The organism is Pedobacter sp. AJM, assembly GCF_002197755.1.
Taxonomy (GTDB): Bacteria; Bacteroidota; Bacteroidia; order Sphingobacteriales; family Sphingobacteriaceae; genus Pedobacter.
In genome coordinates this window covers 290,775-316,687 of sequence record NZ_NHOT01000003.1, presented here as the reverse complement: position 1 = coordinate 316,687, position 25,913 = coordinate 290,775, and the positions used below count along the sequence as shown (strand labels likewise).

General features: G+C 39.4%; 22 protein-coding genes. 7 read left to right on the top strand and 15 right to left on the bottom strand.

Going from position 1 to position 25,913, the window contains the following annotated elements; all coding sequences use genetic code 11:
- Positions 1–13 precede the first annotated feature (13 nt).
- From glp to CBW18_RS07225, 4 genes are read right to left on the bottom strand one after another with little or no spacing between them, the layout of a single operon-like run.
- Positions 14–1,201, bottom strand: coding sequence for a gephyrin-like molybdotransferase Glp (gene glp, locus CBW18_RS07240; protein ID WP_088300626.1), 1,188 nt, complete (start codon positions 1,199–1,201; stop codon positions 14–16).
- 1 nt (position 1,202) lies between these two features.
- Positions 1,203–2,183: a GTP 3',8-cyclase MoaA gene (moaA, locus tag CBW18_RS07235; RefSeq protein ID WP_088300625.1), complete on the bottom strand. Its 981-nt coding sequence runs from the start codon at positions 2,181–2,183 to the stop codon at positions 1,203–1,205.
- Positions 2,183–2,767 (bottom strand): NTP transferase domain-containing protein, encoded by a 585-nt coding sequence (locus tag CBW18_RS07230; RefSeq protein WP_088300624.1) that lies wholly within the window; start codon positions 2,765–2,767, stop codon positions 2,183–2,185. Before CBW18_RS07230 ends, moaA begins: the two co-directional genes overlap by 1 nt.
- Positions 2,767–3,882, bottom strand: coding sequence for an XdhC family protein (locus tag CBW18_RS07225; protein WP_088300623.1), 1,116 nt, complete (start codon positions 3,880–3,882; stop codon positions 2,767–2,769). Before CBW18_RS07225 ends, CBW18_RS07230 begins: the two co-directional genes overlap by 1 nt.
- Before the next feature lie 221 nt (positions 3,883–4,103).
- On the opposite strand from CBW18_RS07225, the gene modA reads away from it, so the two are divergent.
- Genes modA through CBW18_RS07210 form a run of 3 tightly spaced genes read left to right on the top strand, consistent with a single transcriptional unit; the run spans position 4,104 to position 6,175 of the window.
- The gene (modA, locus tag CBW18_RS07220) at positions 4,104–4,889 is read left to right on the top strand and encodes a molybdate ABC transporter substrate-binding protein (RefSeq protein WP_088300622.1); all 786 of its coding nucleotides are present in this window, start codon (positions 4,104–4,106) and stop codon (positions 4,887–4,889) included.
- Positions 4,890–5,561 (top strand): molybdate ABC transporter permease subunit, encoded by a 672-nt coding sequence (gene modB / locus CBW18_RS07215; protein ID WP_088300621.1) that lies wholly within the window; start codon positions 4,890–4,892, stop codon positions 5,559–5,561.
- A complete protein-coding gene (locus CBW18_RS07210; RefSeq protein WP_088300620.1) occupies positions 5,558–6,175 on the top strand; it encodes an ATP-binding cassette domain-containing protein in 618 nt (205 codons plus the stop codon). Before modB ends, CBW18_RS07210 begins: the two co-directional genes overlap by 4 nt.
- A 15-nt stretch (positions 6,176–6,190) precedes the next feature.
- Here the strand turns inward: CBW18_RS07210 and CBW18_RS07205 are convergent, their stop codons facing one another.
- The 9 genes from CBW18_RS07205 to CBW18_RS07165 form a co-directional block, all read right to left on the bottom strand.
- On the bottom strand, positions 6,191–6,889 hold the full coding sequence (locus tag CBW18_RS07205; RefSeq protein ID WP_088300619.1) for a DUF2490 domain-containing protein: 699 nt from the start codon (positions 6,887–6,889) through the stop codon (positions 6,191–6,193).
- Positions 6,890–6,920: 31 nt separating this feature from the next.
- The gene (locus CBW18_RS07200) at positions 6,921–9,164 is read right to left on the bottom strand and encodes a xanthine dehydrogenase family protein molybdopterin-binding subunit (protein WP_253248982.1); all 2,244 of its coding nucleotides are present in this window, start codon (positions 9,162–9,164) and stop codon (positions 6,921–6,923) included.
- Positions 9,165–9,181: 17 nt separating this feature from the next.
- Positions 9,182–10,201: a xanthine dehydrogenase family protein subunit M gene (locus tag CBW18_RS07195; protein WP_088300618.1), complete on the bottom strand. Its 1,020-nt coding sequence runs from the start codon at positions 10,199–10,201 to the stop codon at positions 9,182–9,184.
- Complete coding sequence (locus tag CBW18_RS07190; protein WP_088300617.1) at positions 10,194–10,664, bottom strand: (2Fe-2S)-binding protein; 471 nt, start codon at positions 10,662–10,664, stop codon at positions 10,194–10,196. The genes CBW18_RS07195 and CBW18_RS07190 overlap by 8 nt, the downstream gene beginning before the upstream one ends.
- 124 nt (positions 10,665–10,788) lie before the next feature.
- Positions 10,789–13,080 carry a mechanosensitive ion channel family protein gene (locus tag CBW18_RS07185; protein WP_088301320.1) on the bottom strand — a complete coding sequence of 764 codons (2,292 nt, stop codon included), beginning with the start codon at positions 13,078–13,080 and terminating at the stop codon, positions 10,789–10,791.
- A 104-nt stretch (positions 13,081–13,184) separates the two neighbouring features.
- Positions 13,185–13,574 (bottom strand): hypothetical protein, encoded by a 390-nt coding sequence (locus tag CBW18_RS07180; protein ID WP_088300616.1) that lies wholly within the window; start codon positions 13,572–13,574, stop codon positions 13,185–13,187.
- A 323-nt stretch (positions 13,575–13,897) separates the two neighbouring features.
- Positions 13,898–14,107, bottom strand: a complete 210-nt coding sequence (locus CBW18_RS07175; protein ID WP_088300615.1) for a hypothetical protein — start codon at positions 14,105–14,107, stop codon at positions 13,898–13,900.
- 41 nt (positions 14,108–14,148) lie between these two features.
- Positions 14,149–15,636: an alpha-amylase gene (locus tag CBW18_RS07170; RefSeq protein WP_088300614.1), complete on the bottom strand. Its 1,488-nt coding sequence runs from the start codon at positions 15,634–15,636 to the stop codon at positions 14,149–14,151.
- A gap of 1,088 nt (positions 15,637–16,724) precedes the next feature.
- Entirely contained in the window at positions 16,725–17,087 is a 363-nt protein-coding gene (locus CBW18_RS07165; RefSeq protein WP_088300613.1) for a hypothetical protein, read from the bottom strand.
- Between the two features lie 899 nt (positions 17,088–17,986).
- On the opposite strand from CBW18_RS07165, the gene CBW18_RS07155 reads away from it, so the two are divergent.
- Positions 17,987–18,403 (top strand): hypothetical protein, encoded by a 417-nt coding sequence (locus CBW18_RS07155; RefSeq protein WP_088300611.1) that lies wholly within the window; start codon positions 17,987–17,989, stop codon positions 18,401–18,403.
- Positions 18,404–18,585: 182 nt separating this feature from the next.
- The gene (locus CBW18_RS07150) at positions 18,586–19,914 is read left to right on the top strand and encodes a PAS domain-containing protein (RefSeq protein ID WP_088300610.1); all 1,329 of its coding nucleotides are present in this window, start codon (positions 18,586–18,588) and stop codon (positions 19,912–19,914) included.
- 104 nt (positions 19,915–20,018) lie between these two features.
- Here CBW18_RS07150 and CBW18_RS07145 read toward each other — a convergent pair whose 3' ends face one another.
- Together CBW18_RS07145 and CBW18_RS07140 are read right to left on the bottom strand one after the other, a co-directional pair.
- Positions 20,019–20,600, bottom strand: a complete 582-nt coding sequence (locus CBW18_RS07145; protein ID WP_088300609.1) for a PRC-barrel domain-containing protein — start codon at positions 20,598–20,600, stop codon at positions 20,019–20,021.
- A gap of 104 nt (positions 20,601–20,704) precedes the next feature.
- Positions 20,705–20,947: a hypothetical protein gene (locus tag CBW18_RS07140; RefSeq protein WP_088300608.1), complete on the bottom strand. Its 243-nt coding sequence runs from the start codon at positions 20,945–20,947 to the stop codon at positions 20,705–20,707.
- Between the two features lie 430 nt (positions 20,948–21,377).
- Between CBW18_RS07140 and CBW18_RS07135 the strand changes: the two genes are divergently transcribed.
- Both CBW18_RS07135 and CBW18_RS07130 read left to right on the top strand, forming a co-directional pair.
- Entirely contained in the window at positions 21,378–24,299 is a 2,922-nt protein-coding gene (locus CBW18_RS07135) for a SusC/RagA family TonB-linked outer membrane protein (protein WP_253248981.1), read from the top strand.
- An 11-nt stretch (positions 24,300–24,310) separates the two neighbouring features.
- Positions 24,311–25,900: a RagB/SusD family nutrient uptake outer membrane protein gene (locus CBW18_RS07130; RefSeq protein ID WP_088300606.1), complete on the top strand. Its 1,590-nt coding sequence runs from the start codon at positions 24,311–24,313 to the stop codon at positions 25,898–25,900.
- Positions 25,901–25,913: the final 13 nt, after the last annotated feature.

Genomic DNA, 25,913 nt, shown 5'->3' with positions numbered 1-25,913 from the left:
TAAAAATATTGGTTTAAGGTGAGTTATTCGGTAGCAACAGTACGGTGACTTTTTCTCCAGCCATGAAATGCTGCTGATCTTCCTTCAGACGAATGAGGCAATTTGAATGCGCAAATGAACTCAATCGAAATGACTCTTGTGCATTTAGCGGCTTTGCTTTACCATTTGCATAAATTCCTTTTAAAAAATGGGTTAAACCAGGGGGCTTTTCGTAATCAGTTTCCAATTCCGATTCTACTTCAGCGACACTGTTTGGTAAATTTGATAAGGTCTTAATGGCAGGTAAAACATAATTGTAATAACAACTTAATACAGATGATGGATTTCCGGGCAAGCCAAAAACAAGTTTACGGTTTTGCGTACCGAAAAAAAGGGGTTTGCCTGGCTTCTGTTTAATTTTATGGAATTTTGGTGTTATCCCACATTTTTCGGCAGCAGCAATGACAAAATCATAATCACCAACACTTACGCCTCCGGTTAAAAGCACAACATCACTTTGATGTAGTGCTACCTGCAGTGTTTCTGTAAGTGATTCCAGGTTATCATTAACCCAAAGCACTTCAATGCGCTGAATGCCTTCCAGTTTTAACGCTGCAGATAAGGAATAAGAATTAGATTCGTAAACCTGACCAAATGCCAGTGGTTTTCCGGGTTGTTGTAACTCATTTCCAGTAAGCACAATGGTTACTTTTGGCATAGGAAAAACTTCAACCGCACTGATGCCAATTCCGGCCAGAAAGCCTATTGCAGCAGGTGTGAGTAAACTTCCAATCTGCATGGCTAATGCTCCGGCTTTAATTTCAGCACCTTTTTCCCGCACATTTAAACCTTTAGCCATTTTAGGATCTTCCACAGTGATCTGCTTTGCAGTTCGGCTTACTTTTTCCTGCATCACCACAGTATCTGCACCTTCGGGTAATGGGGCGCCAGTAAAAATCCGGCTGGTTTCACCACTGGTAATAATGATGGATTGTGTGGCTCCGGCAGCCATTTCTCCAACTAGCGTATAGGTTTTTAATGCTGAATCAAACTTTATCGCATAGCCATCCATTGATGACTGCTTGAATGCAGGAATATCAACCGAGGCATAAACATCTGCAGCTAGAATATGCCCCAGGGTATCTTGTAATGGGATTTCTTGTGGATCTAAAATGGTAATATTATCAAGAATAATTTGTTTTGCCTGGTCTACCGTAATCATTTTACCCTCCAATTGTGATCATACTTCGATTATTAATGGTCTCTGCATCTAACGATTCAAAATGTGAAATGAGTTGACCACCTAGCGCTTCCTTCTTATCCCAAATGGAGGCCATAATTAAAGGAAGCACGTCTTCATCGTTTCTCAGGGCCGTTAGTAAATCCGTTTCACCGTTAGAGAACAAGCAATTCTTTAATTTTCCATCGGCAGTTAGTCGCATTCTATTGCAGGTACTGCAGAAGGGAGCCGTCATGGTGCTGATAATGGCGAAAGAACCTTCATGGCCAGGAATCATAAAATGTTTAGCCGTATCATGTGGAGCACCTTCAACAGGTAATACCGTAAAGTCTTTTTCTACCGTTGTTAAAATTTCCTGAAGGGAGAACATTTTATTGCTGGTCCATTTGTTGCCAGTAAAGGGCATAAATTCAATAAACCGAATCTGTATGGGATTGTGTTTTGTCCAGGCAATAAAATCTTTAATTTCGCCATCGTTGAGTCCTTTCATCACTACCATGTTAATTTTAACGGCAATTTTTTCCTGTAAAAGTAACTCAATATTGCTGCGTACCTGGTGAAAAACATCACGGCGGGTAATCATGAAAAATTTCTCTGCCTGAAGCGTATCCAGGCTAATATTGACGGTTTTTATTCCGGCTTCTTTTAATACGGGAAGCATTTCAGCAATCCGGGTTCCATTGGTGGTGATAACCAGCTCAACAGGGAGTTTGCCTAATGCCGAAATAATGGCAGCAGCATCCTTTCTTACCAATGGCTCGCCACCGGTGAGCCTGATTTTTTTTACGCCCTGATTAACAAAGATGGTGGCCAGTCTGATAATTTCATCCGTTTGCATCAACCTGGAAGCAGGTGTAAAATCATACTCTTCTTCCGGCATGCAATAAAAGCAGCGGAAGTTACAGTTATCCGTTAAAGATATCCGCAAGTAATCATGTACTCTTCCAAACGAATCTGCTATCATTATTTTTTAATTAAATTATCATAATCGGTTTCGGTATCAATATCTACATTACCCATCGCAAATGCAATTGTTTCTACATCATTATCGTGTAATTTTAACATTGATTTAGCACCATTATTTCCGGTTAAGGATAAAAGCTGAGGGAAGTATTGTTTATTGAACAGCACAGGTGTACCAGTTGTTTTGGCATAAGTGCTTGCAACGATACCTTTTTTTGTGCTGATTTGTTTCTGTTTTAATGCGCTGAAAATCTCAGCTGTGATAAATGCCTGATCCGAAACGGCTATAATTATGTTTTCGATCAGTGGCGATTTTTTGATGAGTGCTGCTACTCCAGCAGCAATGCTGGATGACATCCCTGCTGACCAGTTTTCATTAATCACAAAGTTCACTTCAGCAGATAATTTTTCCTGAATTTCATTTGCATAAGCGCCAAGCACTACAATGATCGGTTGAAAAGAAGTTTGCAACGCGGCATTAATAGTCTGTTCAATAAGTGTTTTTTGTTTAAATACCAATAACTGCTTCGGTCGGCCTAATCGGCTTGAATTTCCTGCTGCCAGGATCATGATACCTGTATGCATCAATTGTTTTTATTTTCATAAACGTGAATAGGAGCGGTTTTCTCTTTCAGTCTGCCTGCCGAGGCACCCGATAAAACAGCCTTGATTTCAGCTACAATCGAAATGGCAATTTCTTCAGCTGTTTCTGCACCAATATCCAGACCAACCGGGCCATGAACCCTGGATTGATTTTCAGTGGTATTCTGGTTAAGTTCATCCAGCATTCTGACTAATTTCTTTTTAGGACCTAAGGAACCAATATATGGCGCATTGGTTGATAGAAGGAGGTGTAACAACTCCAGGTCGTAATTGTAATTGTGGGTCATTAAAACAAAAGCGGTATGATCGTCTATCGTAATCTGCGATAAAAGTTGCCCAGGTTTGGTGACTAAAATCTGATTGGCTTTGGGAAAGCGCTGACTCGTGGCATGGGTGGGGCGTCCATCGGCAATGGTGACGTTCCAGCCCAGTACATCTGCAATATTGGCGAGTGGTTGTGCATCATTCCCTGCACCCGCAATAATTAGCGCAATGGGTGGACTGATAAATTCCAGAAATGCAGTAATTAGTTCTTGATCTACTTTATAATCTAAAAATGTTGATTTTCTTTCAGTCAAAACTTGTTGAAGATCACCAGAAAGTGAAGGGAAATGACCATTTTCATTATGCCTAAATTGACCATGCCGTGTATGGAGCGAGTGCGTGCCAATTTGTTTTTGACCTTCAAGAGAAAATAATACAGCCAAGGCTGCATTTTCGCGTTTGCTTTCCAGTTCAGTTAAGATGCTGATCGGATTTGCTTGTCTATTATTAAAAATAGGCTCAAAAAGGATGTAGACAATGCCATTGCAACCCAGCTGTACCCCGAATTTTGCATCATCTTCATCCATAGAATCGTAAGTAACCAGTTTATTTTCCTGCTGATGGATGGCTGTGAGTGCCTTTCTCAAAGCATCACCTTCCAGGCAGCCACCACTAATGGCACCGGTTAACACGCCATCTTCCGTGATCAACATTCTGGCACCAGGCCGGCGATAAGATGATCCTTCTACCTTAACTACTGTTGCCAGCGCTGTTTTTTTTCCATCTTTCCTGGCCTGAGCATGCGCTTTAATAATGTCTGCGATTTCTTTCATCGGGTAATTTTCAGATTAAGCAATTTAACCACTATATTTTGAAATGGATTATTTGCTATAAATTAAAAACAATGTTTAGCATCAATGTTTTGATATTTTGAAGAAATTTAATTTTTAGACGATATTTCAACTGCTTTTTAATCATCACCAAAACCCTTGACCCGATTACCTGTTAATTTAGCTAAATTAGCCGCTCAAAATGGCGTCATTTATTTTGATTCATGAAAAAGACTTTTGCATTCAGAATTTTAATCTTAACCCTATTGGTTTGCCTAACTGCTGCTGCACAACTTTCTGCACAGGTATTGCGGATTGCGGTGGCAGCAAATGCGCAGCAACTGATTAAAAGGCTGCAAAAAGATTTTGAGCGTAAAACCGGGATAAAATCGGAGGCTATAGTGGGTGCATCAGGAAAATTAACTGCCCAAATCATGAATGGCGCACCCTACGATATCTTTCTTTCAGCAGATACAGCGTTTCCGGAGCAATTATATGCAAAACAATTCGGATTGCAAGCCCCAAAAATTTATTCATTAGGAAGTTTGATTATTTGCGGCAAAACCGATCTTGATTTAAAAAACTGGCCAAAAATACTATCTGCTCATAAGGCCGGACGAATTGCCATTGCCAATCCAAAAACTGCACCCTATGGAAAAGCTGCGGAAGAGGCACTGGAATATTATCAATTAAAGAGCAAGATCAGCTCCAATTTGGTTTATGCCGAAAGTATTTCACAAGTAAATACCTATATCCTAACGGGAGCGGTAGAATTAGGTTTTACTACAGAATCCTTTCTATATGAAAACAGTGATCAATCAAAATTGAAATGGGCCAGGGTAGACGCTGAAAGTTATCGCACGATTTCTCAAGGTGCCATTTTACTGGCCTATGCGAAAAAAGGAAAGCTTGTGGAAGCGACAAAATTTTTTAATTATCTTTCTTCTGCTTCTGCACAACAAATTATCAGGAAAAGTGGCTATCATTTACCTGTAGTAAAAAAAAGTTAAATGGATTTTGAACCGATTTACCTCAGTTTAAAACTTGCCTTGATTACCACGGCAATACTTCTGTTAATCGGAATTCCGGTTGCTTACTGGCTTTCCGGAAAGAGTACCATGGCGAAAATTATTTTGGAAGCCTTTATCACAATGCCCCTGGTACTGCCACCTTCTGTTTTAGGTTTTTACCTGCTGCTGGCCTTTAGTCCGAATAACGGTTTTGGGAAGTGGCTGTATGAGCATTTAAACCTTCACCTGGTTTTTTCTTTTCAGGGATTGGTCTTTGCATCTGTTATTTATAGCCTTCCCTTTATGATTAGTCCGGTGAAATCCGCATTCGGACATCTACCTGAAACACTGGCGCAGGCTTCTTATACCATGGGTAAAAGCAAATGGCAAACCTTTATTTATGTACTGCTGCCCAATATAAAGGCATCCATCTATACGGCTGCGGTACTTACATTTGCCCATACACTTGGTGAGTTTGGCGTGGTACTGATGATTGGAGGAAACATCCCTGGTGTAACAAAAGTTGCTTCCATTGCCATTTATGATGCGGTGGAAACCATGGATTATGAGGCTGCCAATCAGTATGCGCTGATATTGTTTGCCATTACTTTTGCGATCGTACTGGCTGTTTTCATCTTTAATAAAAAAGCAGTCAAAAATCCATTTGAATGATAGAAGTCGATATTAATAAGCGTATAAAAACCTATAAAGGCTGGGAAGATTTAAGGGTGAAAGCCCAATTCGATATTGGAAAAGTTACCCAGATTACCGGACCATCGGGTGCAGGAAAAACAACTTTGCTGAAGATGATTGCCGGATTAATTACCCCTGAAAAAGGAATGATTAAATTTAAGGATACCCTTTGGTTTGATGCTGAAAGAAAGTTTTCGAAAAGAATTCAGGAAAGAAATGTTGGGTTTGTTTTTCAGGATTATGCCTTGTTTCCGAACATGACGGTTGAAAAACAGTTGGCCTATGGTACGTCCGATCAGGCATATATCGGTCAGTTACTGGAGTTGGGTGAGATGGAAGTTTTTCGTCAGCACCTGCCTGCTCAGCTATCAGGTGGTCAACAGCAAAGGCTGGCCATTTTAAGAGCTTTGTCCACAAAACCTGATCTGTTAATGATGGATGAATCTTTTTCAGCGCTTGACAAGGAACTGAAAAGTAAACTGCTCGCTAAACTCCAGGCCTTATTCTTAGTTCAGGGCACAACGGTATTGCTGGTGACACATGACGATGAAATACTTGATCCATCGCCGGCAGTATTTAAAATGGAAGCATAAACTTACCTCAAAGGATCAGAAACTGGTGGTGATCATCAACTGCCAAACATTGGTTTTAGCAGAATTGTCCTCTTCCTTTTGTGCCCATAAGAGGTAGCCGAATTCCATATCTATTTTTTTGTTCCACCGGTAGCCCATAGAAACAGCAGAGCGATTTTGATCAAATATGCTGCCGTTTACATTTTTCTTGTTGATGACATTCAGAAATAATTCATTCTGAAAGCCTGTATAAAAACCTTTACTGAAATCTTCATTTGCCAGAAGCGGAACCTGCACCGCAGTAAAAAAACGGCTCCGTTGTGAAAAATCTGTCTGATCTTGCTGCGTCATGAAACGTTGTTCCAGCCTAAATCTTAGCGTCCATTCTGTACGTCCGGTATTGGCATTAAAAAGATATTGCTGGTAAATCCGGTTTTCGGGATGAAGTATCTTGATTGCTGATTCATCATTTTCCCATTTTCCTAAAAAAGCATAGCCAGCAGCAATAGAATGGTGTTTATTAAAATTATAATTTAAAGCTGTGCGAAGAAGCAATGCTGAAAAGCCATTCAGCTGATCAGCCGACCGGACTTGCACATCAGCCATGATGTCAAATTTCTGGCTTACTTGCTGACTGTGGGAAATGAACAGCCACCCGGTATTTTCAGTCTGGGCAGCTGTTTGAAATGCGATCAACAATGGAATGACCATTATCCATAATTTATTAAGGTTCATTTTCTACTATCGGCAAGGCCGCTGATAAAAGTTATATCAGCTCATCAAAATGAATAGGTAATTTATTAATGCGCTTTCCGGTGGCATGATAAATGGCATTTGAAATGGCAGCAGGCATACCTACAAGGCCAATTTCACCAACACCCTTCACGCCAAGTTCATTAATTAGCTCATCATTTTCCTCGGCAAAAATAACCTCAAGCTGGCGGATATCAGCATGAACCGGAAGGTGGTATTCGCCCAGGTTGGCATTGATATATTTACCCAGGTTTTCATCCATAATGGTTTCTTCATGAAGCGCTTTGCTGATTCCCCAAACCATCGATCCATAAACCTGACTTTTAGCTGTCTTAGGATTAATGATCTTTCCTGCCGCAACAGCGGTTACTGCCCGGGTTACGGTAACAGTGCCCAGATCTTTATCCACTTCCACTTCCACAAAAGAGGCACTATGTGTAGCCAGACTGTATTTTTTTAGTTTAAGCAGATGTGGCTTTCCCATATTGGTTGTTTTGATTACCTTGCCTTTATTAAAGGCGATGATATCTTTAAATGATACGGAAATATTCGGATCGTTATTTAAAATAATGTTACCATTGCTGAAAGTCAGCTCCGCGTCTTCAACCTTTTTAAAAGGAGAGTGGGGCATTTCCCTGGCTTTCTTGGCTAATTTTTTTCTGAGTTCCTTTGCTGCGATTACAATGGCTACGCCGGTAGAGGAGGTCATCGCTGAACCACCCTGAAACATCGAAAATGGCTTTTTGCTATCCCCATAGCGGAAATCCACTTCTTCCAGCGGAAGTCCGAGTTCATCTGCTGCAATCTGCGTCATTACCGTAAACGTACCGGTACCAATATCCGTTACTGCATTATTCAGTATCATTTTTCCATCTGCGGTAATCATGGCTTCCACACGCGATGGAAACTGAAAGGCATCCCATATTCCGGTAGCCATGCCATAACCAATCAACTTATTGCCACGTTCCATGCTTCTTGGTTTTGGCGTTCGTTTTTCCCAGCCAAATTGGTCAGCAGCTTCCAGGTAGCAGGCTTTCAGGGCTTTACTGGTATAGGGTTTGCCGGCAGATGGGTCCATTTCTGTATAATTGATTAAGCGTAATTCCAACGGATCGATATTAAGCTTATAGGAAAGTTCATCCATGGTGCACTCAATAGCATGTAGGGCTGTACTTCCGCCAGGTGCACGCATATCCATTGGCGTATAAACATCCAGTGGCACAAGTTCCTGTTCAAATAAGGTATGAGGTGCCGGATAAAGCCGGTGACTCCAGGAGGCAATCGGTTCAAAGTAATCCTCAAATGAAGAGGTTTCGCTCTTCGATGAATGATTCATCGCCGTAAGTTTGCCATCAGTATCGGTTGCAAAGCGCAGGTTTTGTACGGTTGGCGGGCGGTGGGTAAATGAAAACATCTGTTTCCGGTCTAATACCACCCGAACATTCCGTTTGAGGTGCAGTGCCGCCATTACACATAAAAATAACTGGTATTGGGGGCGAAGGCCTGAGCCAAATCCACCACCTACAAATGGTGCCAGTACCCTTACATTTTTATATTTGAGTCCGAAAATGTTGGCTACATACAACTGATTATTAATGGTGCCCTGTGTTTTATCGTAAATGGTGAGTTTACCGTTGCCCTGATAAACGGTTGTGGTGGCGAAAAGTTCAATAGGGTTATGGTGTTCGGTACCATGGGTGTAGGTCGCATCTACTTTCACCTCAGCCTGTTGATAGGCTTTTTCAAAATCGCCTGTTGGCGGTGGTGGAGGTGGTTTCAATGCGGTAGCAAATCCTTTTTTTGCTACTCTTGATTGATCCAGGTGATGCTCCAGACTGGTTTGAAAAGGTTCTTCTTTATATTTAAAAATAACCTGTGTAGCTGCAAAGCGTGCCATTTCAAAACTTTCGGCCACCACTAAGGCAATTGGCTGGCCATTGTATAAAATATTTTCATCATAAAGCGGTTTAAAAACCGTTCCCGGAGGGGCATCCATATCAGTATACTGCAAATCAAACCAAGCCAGCCTGGTCCGGTTTTCATGGGTAAGTACTTCAATCACACCAGGCAGTGCCATTGCTTTACTTACATCAATACTTAAAATTTTTCCTTTGGTGATCATGCTGTTTACTACATAACCATAAAGTAAATTGTCAACCTCATATTCAGCGGCATATTTGGCTATTCCGGTTACTTTGAGTTTACCTTCTAAACGACTAACTGGCTTACCTACCGTTTTATTTGTATCCATTTCCATGTGTTCTCGTAAAATTATTATGCTGATGGTTGAGCACCAGGCAACTGACTGGACGGGTTTAATGCCATAAGTCCGTTTCTGATAATGGCCTTTTTAGCAAGGCTGATTTTAAAATCATTATGACCAAATCCTTTTGCACCTTTTAATATCATATCAGCTGCTGCAGAAAAGTTTTCAGCATTTGCTTCCTTATTTTTTAAGAATTCTTCCGCTTCAATATTGCGCCAGGGTTTGTGGGCTACACCACCTAAAGCAATTCTGGCTAATTCAATGGTATTTCCATTCAGCTTAAATGCTGTAGCTACTGATACCAATGCAAAAGCATAGGAGTGGCGGTCTCTTAGTTTCAGATAAGAATAATTTTCGGAAAAATCATCTTGAGGCAGATCAATGGAAGTGATGATTTCTCCCTGCTCTAAAGTGTTGTCCAGGTCAGGGCGGTTATCTGGTAGCCGATGAAAGGATGCGAAAGGAATGCTGCGGTTGCCATTTGGTCCGCTCACGTTTACAGTAGCATCAAGTGCGGCGAGGGCGATGCACATATCTGAAGGAAAAACCGCAATACATGCATCACTCGTACCCAGAATGGCATGGATTCTATTGTACCCGGCTTTGGCCGGGCAACCAGATCCCGGATTGCGTTTATTGCATGGTACATCCGGGTCATAAAAGTAATAACACCTGGTGCGCTGCAGCAGGTTACCGCCATTACTGGCCATGTTTCGGATCTGCGCCGAAGCGCCAGCCAGAATAGCTCTGGAAAGCAGGGGATATTTTTGTTCAATTAAAGGATGATATGCAGTGTCTGCATTTTTTACTGCAGCCCCGAGACGGATTTTACCATCTTTTTGTATAGAAATCTCATCGTTTTCAGGGATATGATTGATATCGATGAGTTGGGAAGGATGTGTAAGGTCATATTTCCACAAGTCGATTAAATTGGTTCCCCCGGCAATAAATACGGCATCAGGTTTCTGGTTAACCAGATCTAAAGCATCGTGAATATTGGTAGCTTGTTTATATTCAAAATTATTCATGTGTACCTCCGTCTTTAACCTGCATAATCGCATCAATAATACCCACATTTGCACCGCAACGGCAGATGTTGCCACTCATGAGTTCCTGAACTTCTTCACGCGTATGGGCATGACCTTCTTTCAACATTCCAATAGCGCTGCAAATTTGTCCGGGAGTACAATAACCGCATTGAAATGCATCGTGATCAATAAAAGCTTGCTGAATGGGATGAAGGGATTCACCATCAGAAATACCTTCTATAGTGGTGATTTCTGAATCATTTTTCATTACCGCCAGGGTCATACAGCTTAATATTCGCTTGCCATCACAGATAATGGTACAGGCACCACACTGACCATGGTCGCAACCTTTTTTAGTCCCGGTAAGTTTAAGGTGTTCACGCAAGGCATCAAGTAACGAAACCCATGGAAGCAGGTTAAGCTCATAACGTTGCTGGTTAACGTTTAGTGTTGTTTTTGTCATTGTAAATCTGTTTTGTAGTTCGGAGATCCCCAATTACACAACTTTAAACATTTGAAAAAAGTTTTAGACAAATGACCTGATGCTAAAATTCTCTCTGATAAATATAAAATACACGCATCAGCCACTACATGATTTTAACGCTGGCATCCTTTAATTTTTTAACCAGCTGTTGAAGGAAATCACTCTTAAATTCTGCTTCCACATAAATATTGTTAATCCAGAGCAGGACCTTAATTTCTAAACTGTCGGCTGTAATGTTATTCAGTAAAACTTCAGGAGGTAGTTTTTTTACGGTATTTTCCGCTTCATTTAACATGCCCGAGATAATTTTTTTGATGTCTTCAAAATCACTTTCTGCACTTACTTTAAAAACGAGTTCGGTTTTAATGAAATCATTCCCTAAGGTCCAGTTTACCAAACGTCCTGAAAGTAAATCACCATTGGGAATGATGACTTCAGAACCCTGAGGGGTAAGGAGTTTACTGGAGCGGATTCCGATATCCCGAACCTTGCCTTTTTTATCGGCGAGTTCAACATAATCGCCTATACGGAAGGGTTTTTCGAAAATCAGAATAATTCCGGAAACAAAATTATTAACGATATTCTGCATCCCTAAACCAATACCTACACCAAATGCACCTAAAACAACCGTAAGCTTATCCATTGGTAAACCTGAAGCCATTACGGCCAGTAATACGCCCAAAACAATGATCACCAGGCGAACCAATGCCACTTTTGACCCCTTATGACCACTATCTTCATTAAAGGTAATGCGCTCCTCACCAAACAATAAGGGAACATGTTTCTGTAGTTTATTGGCGATGTAGATAATGACAATAAAAAATACGATGTTACCAAGGCTGAAGTGAATGCTGCCGAATACCCTCGGTTTTGACAGTATTTCGCTGATCCATTGCCAGAGGCCTCCAATCAGACTCAGGTTGATAAGCAATACGATTACCCATAATAAAACACAAAGTACAGAAAGCCCCTTTTTAAATTTGGCTTTTGTTTTCATGTGGTTGATTCTCGAAAAAAGACCATTATTGCAGGAACTGATTTTCATCTGCAGATCCAGTGCATCAAGCATAATCTGCATAAACACACTCAAACCAATTAACTGAATGAGGCCAATCACTCCGGTAACACTGGTTACTTTGGCCATATCAACCCTGCCAAAAAGATTCAGCAATACGGAGAGCGCATTCATTAAAATGAGGATTATCAGTACAGTGCGGATATATTTTTTGGAAAATTCCTTAAAAGTTACCTTATTAAATAGCTGAATGCCAATCCATATAAAGAAAATGTTAATGGCAATCAGCACCACACGAAGTGGAAGCGTATCATCTACTCCGGCATTTCCGATAATCATGATGGTATATAAAGCCATGAGCATCAGCCAGAAACGCAACTGTTTTTTTTCTAAAGTGTTCCAGAGGTGAACCGACATCACAGCCAGTAGTAAAAGCTGAATCAATTCAATGTATAGTGCTGGTGCATCGGGTTCGAAAAGCGGCGTAATGTTTAACAATACAATCAGCGTTGAAAAAATCGGGAAGGGTTTGAGGTATTCGAATTTCAGGTCACCAAGCTGGCGCCTGATTGCCGCACGCCTGGAACTTTTGAAGTTTCGGTGCACCCAGATAAAAAAGACAACGGAAATTAAGATGGCCAGAAAACGGTTATCCCAGGTAGAATGAATAAAGTATTTGAGAATTTGTTGCTGCCCCTGATATGATGATGCAATTAAATTACCAGTGGTTTTGCTGGCCGGGTTTTGGAGCGTGGCATGCCAAAGGTATGGATTCCGTTTGCGCAAAGCGAGTTTGCCTGAAAGCGCCAGTTTTTCAGCAGTTTGTGCACGCAAATCATTTACCACTACATTTAATGCAGAAGTATTGGCCAGAAGTACATTGACCTGACTTAGGTTTTCACCTGTTAATTTTCCAGCCTCCTGTAATCGCGATTTAATTTCACTGATCTGTTGATGATATAGTTTCCGGCCATCCTCGCCATTGTTGTTTTGCAGTAGGGTATCGCTGCTCAGGCTAACTACCTGGTCAGACATTTTTTGAAGAGCATTGCTGTTTTGTACTAAAATAGCCGTAATATTTTTTAATCTGGTATCTGCATCTCGCAAAATAAGATCAAAACTCAACAGGTTTTTGGTATCAAGTTCCTCCTTAGCCTTAAAAGATATAACCAATGGGTTTACATTTTCTTTTACCGTATTAAACTGGCGCTGAATGGCATCCAGGTCATATCCCTTTTTGTTGGCCGCGTTGATTTCCGTAATGGCAGACTGGGCCGTTTGAATTTTAAAAAGGAGTGTATCAGGAATGGTATTAACAGAATCAGTTGGTTTGGTTTTTGCCTGCTGTGCCTGACACCAGATGCTGGTGGATACAAGCATCAGCAAAATAAAGAAAATACATTTTGGTTTTACAGCAAATTTCATTGTAATAATGGTATTCGTTTTTAATATAGATAATAGCCTTGATCTCCCTTTAAGTTGCTTTACTCAGGATCCAACGGGTTATGATATCCATCGTTTTTATTTCCTTTGGTCAATAAAAATTTCCGGATGGTAAAATTAATAATGATGGCTTCTATAAAGTTTGCCTTTTTGATTGTCGCTATGGCAACTAATAGGTAGAATAAGGTAAGTCCGCCAAAGCCCAATGTGTAACTGTTTAATAAATCTGAAAATAGAAAACCTAATGTAACGGTACCGAACAGAAAAGCTAAAATGGCGCAAATTAAGGTAAATATATTCGTGATCAGATTGGCGCTAAGTTTGGCAATATAATGTATGGCATCTAACCTCAATAATTCCAGTTGTAAAGTTGCACTATCTTTTAATTCTTCATAAAGGATTTCCGCTTCTCTTATTTTTTTATCTATCATAGGCTAATTCATCAGGAGCGTTATAGTACAACAAATGTTTGTTGAAGACACAAGTTTATCCATTGGAATATTATCTATAGCAACCGATGTGATCTTTACATTGTTTTATAATTATCGAATTAGTGTAAACTGATAGATCGATCAGGCAATGGATTTTCGAATTATTAAATGGATCTCGGTTTCTGAAACTAATTCCTAATGTCAGGTGGCATTTCATGTAAAAGTCCATTGCAAATGCTTAACCGCTGATGCAATGGACAATAGGAATACCGCTTTTGTCTTTTCAGACCTCAGACCAGACCGGATGAGATTAATTGAAGCTATTAAGCATTATGATCTGTAATGGCTTTGCCCAAATCGTTAACCAGATCGGTATCGAGATCATCAAGCGTTTTCCATTGCGGCCCCTCATCACCAGGTTCCGCATAAATGACACCAATTTTTTCTTCGCCATCCATAATCCGGTAAGTACCGTTATCCTGGGGAAGAACATCATAGTTCAGTCCATTCAGGTTCAATTCAAATTTTTCCATTAGTTTTTCGTTTTTGAGACATTTAATAATTTCCTGGTCGTTTAACCGCAAGCTGCCCAGACTGATACAGAACCGGCATCACAACGGAACTCGCCCCATCCATGTTCATCAAGGGTTACTTCACCCTCAACATGACCTAAACAATCCGTAAAGGTTTGCCCGGCAAATGCCTCGCCCATTTCCATATGTTTTGTGCCTGCTTCACCATTGGACATGATTACGGCGACACCCGAACCCTGGTGTTCCTCATCACCGGCCCTGGTCCATCCAATGCAACTCGCATGATCGAAATAATCTCGCTGAAAACCGTAGGCTTTGTTTTTTCTTAAGTGTAATAACTGCGCCAGTTGCGGAAGCGATTGCATGGTTACTTCATGGTCTTTTCCGTCTGTTCCTTTATCTGTATAGGAAGATCCGTAAACATCAGAATAAAATACACATGGATAACCCGCCTCGCGTAGCAGAATAATGGCATAAGCATGTGCCCTGAACCAGGGTTCTACCGTTTGTTCTAAGGATTGAAGCGGTTGTGTATCGTGGTTTTCAACCAGTGTAACTGCGAGTTCCGGACGTACCTGAACTAAACTTCCGTTTAAGATGGTAGAAAGATCAAATTCTTCCCCTGCTTTGGAAGCCCTGGAAAAATTTGCCTGAAGACAGGCATCAAAAAGCGACATGCGTCCTTCTGTGGCCTCAATATAATCCAGCATCGATTGTAAATCATATGGCGACCAGTATTCACCTACGGTAAACAGTTCTGCATTCAATTCTGCACGGAGATAATCCAGCCACTCATTAAAGAAAGCATGCGGCATATGTTTGATGGCATCCAGTCTGAAACCATCAAAACCCACCGTTTCATAAAACCATTTCCCCCATCTTTTCAGTTCCGCTCTTACCGCCGGGTTTCTGAAATCTATGTCGGTTAACATGAGGTAATCGTAGTTGCCATTTTCGTTATCTATTACTTCTTCCCAACCCTCGCCATATTGATTTTGAATGCTATAAATAGCTGTTTCCTGTGTTCTGGCATCATAATCTACACCGGTAAAACACTGGTAATCCCATTTAAATTCAGAATATTTGCCATTTCTGCCGGGGTAGGTAAACCTGGTATAGGCATCAATCTCAAAAGGTTCTGAAATAAATTCGTTGCGGTTTTCGGGATTTACCTTTCTTACCATTACCGGTTCAAAGTCGTCGGCACCACCAAGGTGGTTGAGCACAATATCTACATAAACCTGAAGCCCGGCCGCTTTTGCTGTTTTTACGGCCTCAATATATTCTTCTTTTGTTCCGTATTTGGTAGCAATACTTCCTTTTTGGTCAAATTCACCCAGATCGTATAGATCATAAGAGTCATAACCTGTAGATTCAGTACCATCCATCCCTTTATGGGCAGGCGGCAACCAAACTGAATCTATTCCCATTTCCTTTAATTCTTTTGCATCCTGACTTACTTTTCTCCAAAGGCTACCATCTTTAGGGTAATACCATTCGAAATATTGAAGCATTGTATGATTTTCCATTCATTTTATTTTTGAATACAACTCTAAAAGTTAGGCTTTGTTTGAATGATAAAGCAAATCTCTTTCGGGAGTTGAAAAAAGATTTCAGATAGCCGTTAAAGGCAATTAAATCTATTGTGGGGCTGTATCATTTATCTTATTAAACATTTATGCTATATGTTAGAAGAAGATTCATCTCGAAATATGGTGAAACCAGATATAGTTGTTGATAAAAATCAAATCAAAATCAATTGAGTTAATAATTGTTTTTATATAAGCATTTGTATTTTAGTTATTTATAATTTTTTTTGTTGGATTATATTTTTTGATTGTATTTTTTAGGATACTTTAACAGTATTTTATGATTGTATGATAATCTTAAAAATACTACATTCGTATTATCATTAACTAAAACAGAAACAGCAATGCTCTCAACTAAACATCGCTAGTATGTTTCCGCGATGCGATAAGCAAGTCTTATCGCATTTGCATTTTAAATGCATCAATACTTACGATTGTATTTCCTCATGCTGCAGGTGACTCACTTCCAATTTATCTCTTCTTCAAAATTGTCATAATAAGAGTAATCCCGGGTAATTTTCTATTTTCAATGGTATAGATAGGAAGTGAAAAAGCAGCCCTTTCAGCTGTTGTTCCGGAAGATACAAATTCAACAATCAGCCGCAATACTTTTACTTAAATCCATTTATTATATATGTTAATCATGAAATGCTTTATAAGACCAGATTATTAATGCCCAAAGGCATTTTTTTTGCTTGATTTTTAAACTGAACAAAAGGAATACCGCTAAAGAATTGATCTGTTTGAAGAAAATATTTTTATTAAAATCTAATGATTTTTTTAATGGAAAAGCAGATTTAAACAAAAATGATCGAACATTTTGATGGATTCGTATGGCGCGATTAAATAAAAAAATCCTTCCCGCAATGTTCTCTTTATGGGCACATTGCGAGAGAAGGAAGGCTTGCAGCCAGAGCGTGAAGCATTCTGCTTCATATCGTAGAATGTTTACCTCTTCGGATTCCTAATTTTATCCAATTTTTGGGCCGGAGAAATATACAGTGGTATCATTCTTTTATCATTCGGTATTAGGCCAGCCGTCTGGAGAGCATTCTGAAGCCTAATACGCCCAGTCCACAACCAAAGTAAACCAGGTAATCATCTAACGGACAGTAAGCAACATTGTAATATACCTCATTTCCGGCGCCAAGTATGTTAATATTGCAACCCCGGTTAGGCCTTATTCTAACATTTGCCGCATATTGCGTGGTAATAGTTGAAGTAGGACCACAGGTTGGTAGTAAAGGTGTTCCACCCCAAATACCCAAAACATTAGATGTATAGATTTCGGTAGAATTTAAAGGCTGACAACCTATAGGTTGTGTATAACCATAATGTGATAACAGGAGAAAAAAAACAATTAAAAAACTCGTTTTAGATATTGATTTCATAAGTAAGAAGACATATAATAGTGATCTGAATACTTACAAAACTATCGAGCGTACCCACCTGATAAGCCATTCCTTTCATTCATTTTGCCTTTTACAGGCCTGCTGTGGCATGTTTAGGTTATTCAAACTCAAAAAAGCAGCTGATGATTTTGAAAAGCGTACAATAATGATATAGCGAAAACTTAAGGCGTGTAAACCTATTGAATAAGGGATTTGAAAATTGGTTTTTTAAAATCAAATTATAGCAAATACAAAAAACTTAAATATAGATCTGGACTTATGGGCATGATTGCTGATCTTACAACTTATTTTTACTCATCCTATTTAGTTTTCATTAATATGAACTGACTCTTTAAGGAATCAATGCCACGTTTGAATAGGGGGGATGTAGCAAATAATCATTTAATTGCAACATTGTTGCTTTTTTTTTTGGATGTCTGTTATCTTGTGTTTAATTTTAAACAGTTTAGTTTAGTTGATGATAGCAGGGGAGAGTGGTTCCTTCCCTGTTTTTTTGTGCCTGTTCAGGCATTACTGTATGCTTTATTATATGTCCGCCTATAAATTTCTTGTCACATATATTTTTATTAAAAACAGCATATCATTCATCTTTTACCGCTAGCGTCATAAAAAATGGCTGTTTTGGCTACTATTTCGTTTTAGTAATGCTCTTATTCACTTTAAGGTATTTGGCACATCATTTTTGATTATTAGTGATTTTCATGGTAAAGTCATTACGTACAACACTGACTACTATTTGTATGTTTAATAAGTCCAAAATGGTTAATCTTGTATAGATTTGTCCAATATCCTTTTCCTTTTAGCCGATCAGCAGAATATTTCTTTATCTCCCATTTTTTTATTTAAACATTGCTAATACATACCGTTTTAGGTATTTTATGAAAAAAAATATTTTATTTTTGTTAATTAACATTTGGTGTGCAAACGTGATGTTTGCGCAAACGAGGGGCTGTCTGGTTGGTAATGTGCTTTACACGGAACAATCGGGCAAAGGCCTTAATTACTTTCTCCGGTCGCCAGGTAATCGCACCTCAGCATGCGGTTTTCAAAGGGTAGGCAACACCAGCAATTGCAGGCTCTACAATAGCGGTGATGTAGACATGGAGAGCAGTTATACCTTATATCCTGATGCGGCCAGTAGCGGATGGATCGAGATTGCAAACTGTCCCATTGATAATGATGTATGGATTTTTTTTATTCCTGTTTCATTATTCGGTACACTTACCCTAACGAAAAAGGAACTTTCTGACAAAACGATTAATAGTAACGCTGAATCAACAAAACTTAAAACTTAATATGCCGCTGGCAAAAAATTAATTAAGAAAAGCCACATCAATAAGCTGAATTTATATGAGCGCTCAGATTAATCCGGCGCATGACTTTATGCTTTGGATAATTTTTACTGAATAACCAGTAGTAATTTAGCTAAAACGATTTAAACAAACTTTGCAATAACCAAAATATCGAACAACAAAATATGAGAAATTCAAATTACCCATCACAAACTGAAGCCGATAGGCTGAAAGCACTTAACCGTTATCAAATTTTGGGCACATCAGCTGAATCCACTTTTGACCAGTTGGCAGAAGTGACTACCCGGATTTTTGATCTTCCGATTTGCCTAATCTCTTTTGTAGATAAAGATGAGGTATTTTTCAAGGCAAATATTGGATTTGATCATGATGTTTCATCTTATAAACGAGATAGTCTTTGCAATGAGGTAATTAAAAGTAAAGATATAACTGTTATTGAGGATGTTTTTGATATACCGGAACTGGCGAATAACCCATATAAGGTACGCTTTTATGCAGGTGCACCATTGATTACCAATGATGGATACCGAATTGGTGCGTTGTGTGTGATGGGGTATGAACCAATGAAATTTGATGAAAAAAAGCAGGAGATTTTAGCCGGATTGGCAAAGTTGGTAATGAATCAGACTGCATTAAGGGAGCAAGCCGGTCATCTGATTTCTGAAAACGAAAATATTGCAGCTCAAAATGCCGGATTGATAGATTACCAGCAACAAATTGCGAAAGCTAACCGTGATCTGGAAAGTCTTCAGGATAATTTCGAAATACTTTTTCAGCAGGCTCCGGTAGCCATTGGTATTATTTCTGAAGAAAATCATGTTTTTGAACAGGCTAACCAGACTTTGCTGAATATTTTGGGTCGAGATTCAGCACTAATAGGTGAGCCGCTTTCTTTGGTCATTCCAGATCTGGAAGATCAGGATTTTCTACGGTTAATAGACAACGTAAAAGAGACCGGAAAACTCGTACACGGCCATGAAGTACGGCTATTGGTATGGAATGAAAACCAGCTTAGGAGTTTATACATTAATATAACCCTGCAGTTTACCAAAAACTTGGAAACAGGCGGAAACAGCATCATGTTTATACTGGCAGATATTACTGAGCAGGTTATTGCAAAGCAATTGAACGAAGAAGCCAATGTTGTATTGATGAGTGCCATTGATGCCGGTGAAATGGGATATACTGTAGTAGAATTCGCTACAGGAAAAATGACTTCCAATGATCAGTTTAAGCGGAATTATGGTTATCATATTGATGAACAATTTAATTATCCTGATCTTTTCGAAGCCATGTTACCGAAATACAGGCAAAAAATTAAAAAATCTGTTGAACATGCCATAGAAAATAATGGTGTATATCGGGCAGAATATGAAGTGAAATGGAAAGATGGATCGGTACACTGGATCAGTGCATTTGGCAAGCCAAGATATGATATGCATGGAAGAGCCTCACACATTATCGGTATCAATAAAATTATAGAAAACCGTTAACGTCATTTTGTATCAAATAGCAGAAAGGGGGGACTTCGCAATTCACTGTATGAAACTTGCGAAGTCTTTCAGTTAAAATGATCTTTAAGACTTCGCAAGGTGGGTTACGATATTTTCGATTGGTCAATCAGTTCATGAATGGTCTTGCGTTCTTCCACACGATCTGTTGAATCAGCATCGCTAGATATACCTTGATTACTATTATATGTTCTTTTCATGAACCTGTTCCGGTCAAAATGATGGTGGTCATAAAAAGACTTACGATCCAGCTCAGTCATTTTTTCTTCCATTCTCAACGCTGCAGGGCTACCGATAACATCCCTGATGGTATCTTCCAGTTGATGGGTAACTTCGTCTTTAATATACAATGGCATGGCATGAAGTTGATCGGTATGAAAATCAGGTACAATGACTACATTTTCATGATCATGCAGATTTCCTAAACCTATCGGAATCAGAATAGGTTTTTCATCAAGTTCGTTGCCCATATTTTTAAGGGTAACTAAGATATAACGCACCACATTGTTTTCGGGATCAAATAAAAGATCATTTACTTCACCAATTATGCTGCCGCTTTCACCTCTTACTTTCCATCCTTTGATGTTTTGTTCACCTTCAGTTAAACGATAATCGCTCGTAGATAGTTCAAGTAAATTGCTGTTGATTGTTTTATTTTCTTCCATCATAAATTGCTGTTATTTTAGCTTTGTATACTCAAACAACATCTCGAAAGAAGCAAAGGTTTTACGAGCAGAACGACTAATTTTTTGGTAATGTCTGCAGTAATGTTTTATAAAGTTATCTGAAGGTTATTCACTTCAAAACCCTTATAACTTAACATTTCCGCATTGTGAGAAACCTCAAGGTTGAGCTCCAGCATTTCAATAATCTCTTTTGCATGAGTAATATTTCGGTGTATATCGTTAATCCCGCGGATTTCTATGCCTTTAGACATGACCTTAAATTTAGAAGGCTCAAATTTGTTGATGAAGGCCTGAAGATCGGCACTGATTTTTGAAGACGTATTTTGCATATTCAGATTCTATTTAAATCATCGCAAAGCACGTAAAGTCTCTTTAACTTATTACGCAGTTGATGTTATCTTATCAATAACTATTAATCGCATTTATAATGGATTTGAAAGCATTTGTGCGTATCCTTTAACTTGAAAGGTTTATATCCATTAATAAAAACCTGCTATTTGATCAGCTAAAAGGATTTACAATGAGCAAAATTTTAATATTATGTTAAAATAGCGCGCTATATGTTAACAATAACATAACCCTGACTAACCAAATTCCTAATGCTATGATTCCATCTTTGTGGCACCTAACAAGCACCTGATTTAGGTAGCCTGATGGGTTAAAAACCAACAAATCATAACTATTCATTCATTCATGAAATCAAATTACAAATTCATTTCTTTGCTTTTTTCCGTGAGGTGGCAGTGTTTTGCAATGTTAATGCTACTTTTCAACTTAAATAGCTTTTCCCAAAGTAATAAACTGATTACAGGTAAGGTTATAGACGAAACCAATCAACCCATCCCTGGTGTTACCATCAGAATTAAAGGTGGTAACACAGGCACATCTACTAATTCTGACGGACTTTACAATATCCAGGCTAAAAGTACTGATATGCTGGTTTTTTCCATGCTTGGCGGCATCACCAGGGAAGTAAATGTTGGTAATCAAACCAAGATTAATGTAACCATTATGCCGGATAACCAGAGCCTGAAAGATGTAGTGGTGATCGGTTACGGCACGGCAAATAAAAAAGATGTAACCGGGGCAGTAACCACCATTAAATCTGAAGAGTTTAACCAGGGGGTAATGGTAAATCCCGCCCAGTTACTCCAGGGAAAAGTTGCCGGCTTAAATATAACTAAAAGTGGCGATCCAAATACCAAGCCTTCTACCATTCTCCGAGGTCCATCTACATTAAGAGAAGGTGCCGCACTAGAACCATTTTATGTTATAGATGGCGTGCCTGGAGCATCAATTGATTTATTGGCCCCATCTGATATCGAAAATATCGACATTTTGAAAGATGCTTCTTCCACGGCGATTTATGGCTCAAGGGCAGCAAACGGCGTAATCATCGTGACAACGAAGAGGTCTAAAAATGGTCAGGCAAGACTTTCTTATAATGGCTACGCTGCGGTAGAAAAGGTATCCAAAAAATATGACATGCTTTCTGCACCTGAATTGAGACAATATCTGGCAGATAATAAGCAGACCTTAAACCCGATTGATGATGATGGTTCTGATACCAACTGGCAATCCTTATTGGAAAGAACTGGTTATTCTCAAAATCATAATGTTTCCTTTGGTGGTTCGGGTCAGGCTTCAGATTATGGCGCCAGCGTAAATTACCTGGACAATCAGGGGATTTTAAAAAACTCTTCATTAAAGCGGACAATTGTAAGGGGATACCTGAATCAGAAATTTTTTAATGACAGGCTGAAACTCGGTTTAACCATTACCAATAGCAATTCAAAAAGTTCAGATATCTACCAATCGCAGGCCTTGTCTAACATGCTGTTTTATCTGCCAACGGTGAGTCCCTTTAGTACCGACGGTACTTATAAAGAAAATTATAACCGTACCGGAAGTGGTACCCGTAATCCGCTCTCTATTGTAGATAATAATGAAATTGATAACCTGAACAACAAAACGCTGATTAATGGAATGGCACAGCTAAACATTATCGATGGATTAAAGTTTACAGCAAGTGTATCATCGCAAAGAGATCAGAACAATTCTAGTACTTATCTGAACAGCCAGTCTGGTTTGGCCAGGGGTGTAAATGGTCAGGCAATAAAACTTGATGTTTTAAATAAAAGTCAGGTATTGGAAGGTTATTTTAATTATGATAAAACTTTTGGAAAACACAGTCTGAAATTACTCGGTGGTTATTCATGGCAGGAAGACAGAACCAATGATGGTTTTGGCGTAACTACGCAGAACTTCTCTAATGATAATTTGCGTTATAATAATTTGTTTCTTTCCAATCCCAGTACATTATCGCAGATTACTTTTGCCAATGTTCCAATTTCTACTTTGAGGTTAATTTCTTACTATGGAAGGGTTCAATACAATTACAACGAAAAATATTTGTTGCAGGCTTCATTAAGAAATGATGGCTCATCAGGCTTTGGCAGAAACAACCGTTGGGGATTATTCCCGGCTGTTTCTGCAGGATGGAGGATTATCAGCGAAGACTTTATGAAGGCTGTTCCTGTAATCAGTGATTTAAAACTGCGTGCCGGTTATGGTGTTTCCGGTAACAGTTTAGGCTTTGATGCCTTCACTGCGTTACTTATTTATGGAACACCATCTGGAAGTAATAAATTTTTAAACAATGGCAACGTTAGTAATGCCATCGGCCCGGTGAGAAATGAAAATCCTGATTTAAAATGGGAAAGTACAGCCACCACCAATATTGGTTTAGATTTTGGCTTGTTTAAAGACCGGATTTCAGGTTCGGTTGATTTTTACATCAAGGAAACTTCGGATTTAATTTACAACGATTATTCAGTCTCAACGACTCAGTTTTTTCTACCTACCATTACCGCAAATGCAGGTAAAATCAAAAACACAGGGGTAGAGTTAACATTGAACGCAGTGGCGGTTAAAACAAACAATTTTAAGTGGACCACCTCACCAAACCTTGCCACCAATAAAAACAGAATCGTCACCTTATCAGATGATTTTTATAAAATATCTTCCATACCAACAGCACAGTTGGGCGGTAAGGGTCAATCCGGAAATTTCAGTCAGCTCATTCAGCCAGGTTATGCCCTGGGTACCTTTAACTTATGGAATTACGCCGGTAAAAATGCTGCTGGTGTAAGTACTTATATTAATGCTGCCGGACAAACCATTGCCACCCAGCCTTTAACCACTGATGCAAAAATAGCCGGTGATGCACAACCTAAATTAATTTATGGCTGGGCAAATAGTTTCAACTATAAGAACTGGGATCTGAATTTCCTTGTTCGCGGCGTGTTGGGAAATAAAATTTTAAATGCTACAGCAGCGTCTTTAAATAACCCGGCTGATGCAAAATTGCAGAATATCCCACGCAGTACCTTAGGCGAATCTTTCAACGATATCAATGCCTACCTCATTTCCGATCGTTACCTGGAAAGTGGTTCTTACCTGCGTTTGGATAACGCCACAGTGGGATATACCATAAAGCCAAAAACGCCTGTTGTTAAAGCCATCAGGTTATATGTGACCGCAAACAATCTTTTTGTCATTACCAATTACACTGGAATAGATCCTGAAATTAACATCGGAGGATTAACGCCGGGCATAGACAATAACAATTATTATCCAAAAACAAGAACCTATAGTTTTGGTGTAAGTGCATCATTCTAAAAATTATAAAAATGAAAAAGTTTATCATCCTATTTAATATTTTTGCCTGCCTAGTGGTGCTGGAATCATGTAGCAAACTAGATGTCGATGTAGAGTCGCAATATGTGAAGGATAATTTTCCGGTTACCAATTCTGATTATGCAGCACTTTTTGGTACCATGTATTCTAATTTATCCTCTCAGTATGGTGTGCCTTACTGGAGGATGCAGGAGCTTTCTACTGACGCAGCTATTCTCCCGGCACGTGATGGGAATTTTGATGACGGTGGTCAGTATCGCCAGTTGCATTATCACACCTGGACCATCGATCATCCAAATGTTCGCGACATTTGGCAATGGGGTTTCGGTGGCATTAACAATTGCAACCGTTTAATTAACCTTACCAATGAATCTGTCGTTTCTGCGGCTTCAAAAACGGCAAGTTTAGCTGAAGTGAAAGCCATGAGGGCTTTATATTATTACTTCATGATGGATTTATATGGGAATATACCCATTATTGATACTTTCCCGGTGAGTACACTTCCTGGAAATCAGAGCCGTGAAAAGGTATTTGAATTTATTGAAAAGGAACTTTTAGCCGTTGTGGCACAATTGCCGGTAAAAGACAATAATAACCGTGTGGTGGTTTATGGCCGGCCAACGCAGGCGATGGTTTATGCCTTACTGGAAAAAATGTACCTGAATGCAGAAGTATATACCGGAAAGGCAAGATACAATGATGCCGTAACCATGGCCGATCAAATCTTGAAAAACAACAATTATGCACTTGATGCGAAGTACAGTGATATTTTTGACGTCAATAATGGGCCACAGGTAAACGAAACCATTTTCGCCATTCCTTACGACCAGCAGATTCCGGGCAACCAGATGACACGGTTTGGTTTCTATCCGGCATTGGCCGCAGCTTATGGTATTAATGTAGGGTTCAGTATTTCCATGAGCACCACGCCGGAATACTACAAACGGTTTAATTTAACCAATGATATCCGCAATAGCTTCTGGTTAATTGGTAAACAATATGCACCTGATGCCAACCGTAAGCCAGATTTGTCAAAACCAATCTTTGTGGCAGGTACCACTACCCAAATTGAAATTACACCAGATTTAATTCTTAAGCCAGGTAAACCAATGGATTTGGGCAATACCGTGGCCGATCAGGCAAAAGGCGTGCGTTCTGTAAAATACTGGCCGGATGTAAATGCCATTCAGGCTACCCGTTTAAACGGAAACGATATGCCGGTTTTACGTTTAGCTGATGTGATGCTGATGAAGGCAGAGGCTATTTTAAGAGGCGCAACAGCCACCACCGTAAATGGCGAATTGCAAACGCCCTTGTTACTGGTGAATAAAATAAGAAGTCGTGCCGGCGCTTCAGCAGCTACGGATGTAACCTTAAGCACTTTGCTTGATGAAAGGGCACGCGAGTTTAGCTGGGAAGCCTGGAGAAGGAACGATTTAATCCGTTTCGGACAATTTGAAACCGAATATCCGCTCCCGAATGATGTGCTTTTTATGAATAAAGACATCACCAGGAGGATTTATCCCATTCCTGCAAATGAGCTAAAGCTAAATACCAATTTGAAACAAAATCCTGGTTATTAATTAATATATAATT

Excerpts from the sequence above, each read along its gene's own strand:
- moaA (WP_088300625.1), bottom strand. The coding sequence starts at position 2,183 with ATGATAGCAGATTCGTTTGGAAGAGTACATGATTACTTGCGGATATCT.
- CBW18_RS07205 (WP_088300619.1), bottom strand. The coding sequence starts at position 6,889 with ATGAACCTTAATAAATTATGGATAATGGTCATTCCATTGTTGATCGCA.
- CBW18_RS07165 (WP_088300613.1), bottom strand. The coding sequence starts at position 17,087 with ATGAAATCAATATCTAAAACGAGTTTTTTAATTGTTTTTTTTCTCCTG.
- CBW18_RS07190 (WP_088300617.1), bottom strand. The coding sequence starts at position 10,664 with ATGACAAAAACAACACTAAACGTTAACCAGCAACGTTATGAGCTTAAC.
- CBW18_RS07200 (WP_253248982.1), bottom strand. The coding sequence starts at position 9,164 with ATGGAAATGGATACAAATAAAACGGTAGGTAAGCCAGTTAGTCGTTTA.
- CBW18_RS07155 (WP_088300611.1), top strand. The coding sequence starts at position 17,987 with ATGAAAAAAAATATTTTATTTTTGTTAATTAACATTTGGTGTGCAAAC.
- CBW18_RS07170 (WP_088300614.1), bottom strand. The coding sequence starts at position 15,636 with ATGGAAAATCATACAATGCTTCAATATTTCGAATGGTATTACCCTAAA.
- CBW18_RS07135 (WP_253248981.1), top strand. The coding sequence starts at position 21,378 with ATGCTACTTTTCAACTTAAATAGCTTTTCCCAAAGTAATAAACTGATT.
- modA (WP_088300622.1), top strand. The coding sequence starts at position 4,104 with ATGAAAAAGACTTTTGCATTCAGAATTTTAATCTTAACCCTATTGGTT.
- CBW18_RS07230 (WP_088300624.1), bottom strand. The coding sequence starts at position 2,767 with ATGCATACAGGTATCATGATCCTGGCAGCAGGAAATTCAAGCCGATTA.
- CBW18_RS07145 (WP_088300609.1), bottom strand. The coding sequence starts at position 20,600 with ATGATGGAAGAAAATAAAACAATCAACAGCAATTTACTTGAACTATCT.
- CBW18_RS07210 (WP_088300620.1), top strand. The coding sequence starts at position 5,558 with ATGATAGAAGTCGATATTAATAAGCGTATAAAAACCTATAAAGGCTGG.
- CBW18_RS07175 (WP_088300615.1), bottom strand. The coding sequence starts at position 14,107 with ATGGAAAAATTTGAATTGAACCTGAATGGACTGAACTATGATGTTCTT.
- CBW18_RS07180 (WP_088300616.1), bottom strand. The coding sequence starts at position 13,574 with ATGATAGATAAAAAAATAAGAGAAGCGGAAATCCTTTATGAAGAATTA.
- CBW18_RS07150 (WP_088300610.1), top strand. The coding sequence starts at position 18,586 with ATGAGAAATTCAAATTACCCATCACAAACTGAAGCCGATAGGCTGAAA.
- CBW18_RS07130 (WP_088300606.1), top strand. The coding sequence starts at position 24,311 with ATGAAAAAGTTTATCATCCTATTTAATATTTTTGCCTGCCTAGTGGTG.
- glp (WP_088300626.1), bottom strand. The coding sequence starts at position 1,201 with ATGATTACGGTAGACCAGGCAAAACAAATTATTCTTGATAATATTACC.
- CBW18_RS07185 (WP_088301320.1), bottom strand. The coding sequence starts at position 13,080 with ATGCTTGTATCCACCAGCATCTGGTGTCAGGCACAGCAGGCAAAAACC.
- CBW18_RS07225 (WP_088300623.1), bottom strand. The coding sequence starts at position 3,882 with ATGAAAGAAATCGCAGACATTATTAAAGCGCATGCTCAGGCCAGGAAA.
- CBW18_RS07140 (WP_088300608.1), bottom strand. The coding sequence starts at position 20,947 with ATGCAAAATACGTCTTCAAAAATCAGTGCCGATCTTCAGGCCTTCATC.
- CBW18_RS07195 (WP_088300618.1), bottom strand. The coding sequence starts at position 10,201 with ATGAATAATTTTGAATATAAACAAGCTACCAATATTCACGATGCTTTA.
- modB (WP_088300621.1), top strand. The coding sequence starts at position 4,890 with ATGGATTTTGAACCGATTTACCTCAGTTTAAAACTTGCCTTGATTACC.